We start from the raw sequence: 5,555 nt of genomic DNA, 5'->3' as shown, positions 1-5,555 counted from the left end.
CGAGCGAAAAGAAGCGAAAAAAACTGTTGACGACGACGAGAAGCTGCGACATAATCTCACTTCTCTGCTGCTGATGCAGCGACGCAGAAAACGAAGCGACGGCGCGGTAACAATGCGACGAAGCGGAGTTCGAAGCGATTGATCTTTAAAAATTGAACAACCGATAAGTGTGGGCACTCGATGAATAGTGCGTCTGCTTCGGCAGATTAGCTTTAAATTTATTGAGGCTCACATAGTAATAGGTAAGTTAAGTAATTAACTTGTCAGCATACTTTGAGAGCGACCGGTTCTAGTGATTTATCACGAAAAACCGAAAACAGTAACAGGTTTAAACTGAAGAGTTTGATCCTGGCTCAGATTGAACGCTGGCGGCATGCCTTACACATGCAAGTCGAACGGCAGCACGGGTGCTTGCACCTGGTGGCGAGTGGCGAACGGGTGAGTAATACATCGGAATGTACCTTGTAGTGGGGGATAGCTCGGCGAAAGCCGGATTAATACCGCATACGCTCTGAGGAGGAAAGCGGGGGACCTTCGGGCCTCGTGCTACAAGAGCAGCCGATGTCAGATTAGCTAGTTGGTGGGGTAAAAGCTCACCAAGGCGACGATCTGTAGCTGGTCTGAGAGGACGACCAGCCACACTGGGACTGAGACACGGCCCAGACTCCTACGGGAGGCAGCAGTGGGGAATTTTGGACAATGGGCGAAAGCCTGATCCAGCAATGCCGCGTGTGTGAAGAAGGCCTTCGGGTTGTAAAGCACTTTTGTCCGGAAAGAAATCCTTTGGGTTAATACCTCGGGGGGATGACGGTACCGGAAGAATAAGCACCGGCTAACTACGTGCCAGCAGCCGCGGTAATACGTAGGGTGCAAGCGTTAATCGGAATTACTGGGCGTAAAGCGTGCGCAGGCGGTTTTGTAAGACGGATGTGAAATCCCCGGGCTTAACCTGGGAACTGCATTCGTGACTGCAAGGCTAGAGTATGGCAGAGGGGGGTAGAATTCCACGTGTAGCAGTGAAATGCGTAGAGATGTGGAGGAATACCGATGGCGAAGGCAGCCCCCTGGGCCAATACTGACGCTCATGCACGAAAGCGTGGGGAGCAAACAGGATTAGATACCCTGGTAGTCCACGCCCTAAACGATGTCAACTAGTTGTTGGGGATTCATTTCCTTAGTAACGTAGCTAACGCGTGAAGTTGACCGCCTGGGGAGTACGGTCGCAAGATTAAAACTCAAAGGAATTGACGGGGACCCGCACAAGCGGTGGATGATGTGGATTAATTCGATGCAACGCGAAAAACCTTACCTACCCTTGACATGTACGGAATCCTGCTGAAAGGTGGGAGTGCTCGAAAGAGAGCCGTAACACAGGTGCTGCATGGCTGTCGTCAGCTCGTGTCGTGAGATGTTGGGTTAAGTCCCGCAACGAGCGCAACCCTTGTCCTTAGTTGCTACGCAAGAGCACTCTAAGGAGACTGCCGGTGACAAACCGGAGGAAGGTGGGGATGACGTCAAGTCCTCATGGCCCTTATGGGTAGGGCTTCACACGTCATACAATGGTCGGTACAGAGGGCTGCCAAACCGCGAGGTGGAGCTAACCCCAGAAAACCGATCGTAGTCCGGATCGCAGTCTGCAACTCGACTGCGTGAAGCTGGAATCGCTAGTAATCGCGGATCAGCATGTCGCGGTGAATACGTTCCCGGGTCTTGTACACACCGCCCGTCACACCATGGGAGTGGGTTTTGCCAGAAGTAGGTAGCCTAACCGTAAGGAGGGCGCTTACCACGGCAGGATTCATGACTGGGGTGAAGTCGTAACAAGGTAGCCGTAGGGGAACCTGCGGCTGGATCACCTCCTTTCTAGAGCATGCACTGGAAGTTGAGTGTTCACGCTTATCGGTTGTTGACTGCGTAGATCTAAGTCGGGTCTGTAGCTCAGGTGGTTAGAGCACCGTCTTGATAAGGCGGGGGTCGAAGGTTCAAGTCCTTCCAGACCCACCAAGCATAACCACCCGCCTGATAAAGTCGGTTGGTAACTGGCTTGATTGGGGGATTAGCTCAGCTGGGAGAGCACCTGCTTTGCAAGCAGGGGGTCGTCGGTTCGATCCCGTCATCCTCCACCAATACCTTAGATCGCATCGATGTCAGTCAAAAGCGCTTTACGTCTGTAGTAAATCCCCGTGATGAATTACAAGCAAAGTGAATGCTTTTGAATGACAGCAATGTCATGCAGTATTTGTTCTTTAACAATTTAGAAGAAGTAGTAGTACAACGGAAGCGCGTTAGAGATGGCGCGTGGAAATTGTACGGGTTGTGATTGTATCAACCAGTATTTAAGTGATCGAAAGATGACTTGGAATACGGCACAACGCGATAACTCAACCTGTAGCGATGAGTCGAGAGACGCACTCGTTATAGGGTCAAGCGAATAAGTGCATGTGGTGGATGCCTTGGCGATTACAGGCGATGAAGGACGCGATAGCCTGCGAAAAGTTGTGGGGAGCTGGCAAATAAGCATTGATCCACAAATGTCCGAATGGGGAAACCCGGCCCGTATGGGTCATCCTAGACTGAATACATAGGTCTAGCGAAGCGAACGCGGCGAACTGAAACATCTAAGTAGCTGCAGGAAAAGAAATCAACCGAGATTCCCAAAGTAGTGGCGAGCGAAATGGGACCAGCCTTCAAGATTTAGCACCGGTGTTATCAAAACGGAATGGAAAGTCCGGCCATAGTGGGTGATAGCCCCGTATGAGAAAACCCTGGTGTGGAACTAAGCTTGAGAAAAGTAGGGCGGGACACGTGAAATCCTGTCTGAAGATGGGGGGACCATCCTCCAAGGCTAAATACTCGTAATCGACCGATAGTGAACCAGTACCGTGAGGGAAAGGCGAAAAGAACCCCGGGAGGGGAGTGAAATAGATCCTGAAACCGCATGCATACAAACAGTCGGAGCCTCGTAAGGGGTGACGGCGTACCTTTTGTATAATGGGTCAGCGACTTACATTCAGTGGCAAGCTTAACCGAATAGGGAAGGCGTAGCGAAAGCGAGTCCGAATAGGGCGTTCAGTCGCTGGGTGTAGACCCGAAACCAAGTGATCTATCCATGGCCAGGATGAAGGTGCGGTAACACGTACTGGAGGTCCGAACCCACTAACGTTGAAAAGTTAGGGGATGAGCTGTGGATAGGGGTGAAAGGCTAAACAAACTTGGAAATAGCTGGTTCTCTCCGAAAACTATTTAGGTAGTGCCTCGTGTATCACCTTCGGGGGTAGAGCACTGTCATGGTTGAAGGGTCCATTGCGGATTACTTCGCCATAGCAAACTCCGAATACCGAAGAGTGCAATCACGGGAGACAGACATCGGGTGCTAACGTCCGGTGTCAAGAGGGAAACAACCCAGACCGCCAGCTAAGGTCCCTAAATATTGCTAAGTGGGAAACGAAGTGGGAAGGCTAAAACAGTCAGGAGGTTGGCTTAGAAGCAGCCACCCTTTAAAGAAAGCGTAATAGCTCACTGATCGAGTCGTCCTGCGCGGAAGATGTAACGGGGCTAAGCAATATACCGAAGCTGCGGATGCGAGCTTGCTCGCATGGTAGGAGAGCGTTCTGTAAGCCTGTGAAGGTGTCTTGTAAAGGATGCTGGAGGTATCAGAAGTGCGAATGCTGACATGAGTAGCGATAAAGGGGGTGAAAGGCCCCCTCGCCGTAAGCCCAAGGTTTCCTACGCAACGTTCATCGGCGTAGGGTGAGTCGGCCCCTAAGGCGAGGCAGAGATGCGTAGCTGATGGGAAGCAGGTTAATATTCCTGCACCGTCGTATGATGCGATGGGGGGACGGATCGCGGAAGGTTGTCCGGGTGTTGGAAGTCCCGGTCCCTGTATTGGAGAAGGCGCTTAGGCAAATCCGGGCGCGGAATTCAAGGATATGGGGCGAGTGAACTTGTTCACGAAGCAATTGGAAGTGGTTCCAAGAAAAGCCTCTAAGCTTCAGTCATACGAGACCGTACCGCAAACCGACACAGGTGGGCGAGATGAGTATTCTAAGGCGCTTGAGAGAACTCGGGAGAAGGAACTCGGCAAATTGGTACCGTAACTTCGGGATAAGGTACGCCCTTGTAGCTTGATTGGCCTGCGCCAAGAGGGTGAAAGGGTTGCAATAAACTGGTGGCTGCGACTGTTTAATAAAAACACAGCACTCTGCAAACACGAAAGTGGACGTATAGGGTGTGACGCCTGCCCGGTGCCGGAAGATTAAATGATGGGGTGCAAGCTCTTGATTGAAGTCCCGGTAAACGGCGGCCGTAACTATAACGGTCCTAAGGTAGCGAAATTCCTTGTCGGGTAAGTTCCGACCTGCACGAATGGCGTAACGATGGCCACACTGTCTCCTCCCGAGACTCAGCGAAGTTGAAGTGTTTGTGATGATGCAATCTACCCGCGGCTAGACGGAAAGACCCCATGAACCTTTACTGTAGCTTTGCATTGGACTTTGAACCGGTCTGTGTAGGATAGGTGGGAGGCTTTGAAGCAGGAACGCTAGTTTCTGTGGAGCCGTCCTTGAAATACCACCCTGGTTTGTTTGAGGTTCTAACCTAGGTCCGTAATCCGGATCGGGGACAGTGCATGGTAGGCAGTTTGACTGGGGCGGTCTCCTCCCAAAGTGTAACGGAGGAGTACGAAGGTACGCTAGGTACGGTCGGAAATCGTGCTGATAGTGCAATGGCAAAAGCGTGCTTAACTGCGAGACTGACAAGTCGAGCAGGTGCGAAAGCAGGTCATAGTGATCCGGTGGTTCTGTATGGAAGGGCCATCGCTCAACGGATAAAAGGTACTCTGGGGATAACAGGCTGATACCGCCCAAGAGTTCATATCGACGGCGGTGTTTGGCACCTCGATGTCGGCTCATCTCATCCTGGGGCTGTAGCCGGTCCCAAGGGTATGGCTGTTCGCCATTTAAAGAGGTACGTGAGCTGGGTTTAAAACGTCGTGAGACAGTTTGGTCCCTATCTGCCGTGGGCGTTGGAAGTTTGAAGGGGGCTGCTCCTAGTACGAGAGGACCGGAGTGGACGAACCTCTGGTGTACCGGTTGTCACGCCAGTGGCATCGCCGGGTAGCTATGTTCGGAAGAGATAACCGCTGAAAGCATCTAAGCGGGAAACTCGCCTTAAGATGAGACTTCCCTAGGAACTCGATTCCTTTGAAGGGTCGTTCAAGACCAGGACGTTGATAGGTCAGGTGTGGAAGCGCAGTAATGCGTTAAGCTAACTGATACTAATTGCCCGTAAGGCTTGATCCTATAACCAGTGTGTTTTTCCTGGTGTGTGTATCGCGTGCAAACGTTGATACCAGTCACAACCCAATATCTGTAGTACTACGCTTCTTCTGAATTGGTTTTGTTGCACGCAGTGCAGCAAGACATACAAGTTATGCCTGATGACCATAGCGAGTTGGAACCACCCCTTCCCATCCCGAACAGGACCGTGAAACGACTCCACGCCGATGATAGTGCGGATACCCGTGTGAAAGTAGGTAATCGTCAGGCTCCCCTAAA

Annotated in this window: 2 tRNA genes and 3 rRNA genes; all 5 read left to right on the top strand. The window is 51.6% G+C overall.

Annotation, left to right across the window (positions count from 1 at the left end):
- Positions 1 to 330: 330 nt before the first annotated feature.
- Positions 331 to 1,863, top strand: a 16S ribosomal RNA gene (locus ACPWR9_RS25835).
- Positions 1,864 to 1,927: 64 nt separating this feature from the next.
- Positions 1,928 to 2,004, top strand: a tRNA-Ile gene (locus ACPWR9_RS25830).
- Between the two features lie 46 nt (positions 2,005 to 2,050).
- Positions 2,051 to 2,126: transfer RNA gene (locus tag ACPWR9_RS25825), tRNA-Ala, on the top strand.
- A gap of 295 nt (positions 2,127 to 2,421) precedes the next feature.
- Positions 2,422 to 5,300, top strand: a 23S ribosomal RNA gene (locus tag ACPWR9_RS25820).
- Between the two features lie 133 nt (positions 5,301 to 5,433).
- Positions 5,434 to 5,546 (top strand): 5S ribosomal RNA (rrf, locus tag ACPWR9_RS25815).
- The 16S, 23S and 5S rRNA genes sit together here with 2 tRNA genes alongside, the layout of an rRNA operon.
- Positions 5,547 to 5,555: the final 9 nt, after the last annotated feature.

It is taken from the genome of Pandoraea pneumonica (genome assembly GCF_049918595.1).
Classification (GTDB): Bacteria; Pseudomonadota; Gammaproteobacteria; order Burkholderiales; family Burkholderiaceae; genus Pandoraea; species Pandoraea pneumonica_A.
Note: the sequence above shows the minus strand (reverse complement) of the source record. Positions and strands in the feature narration are given on the sequence as shown.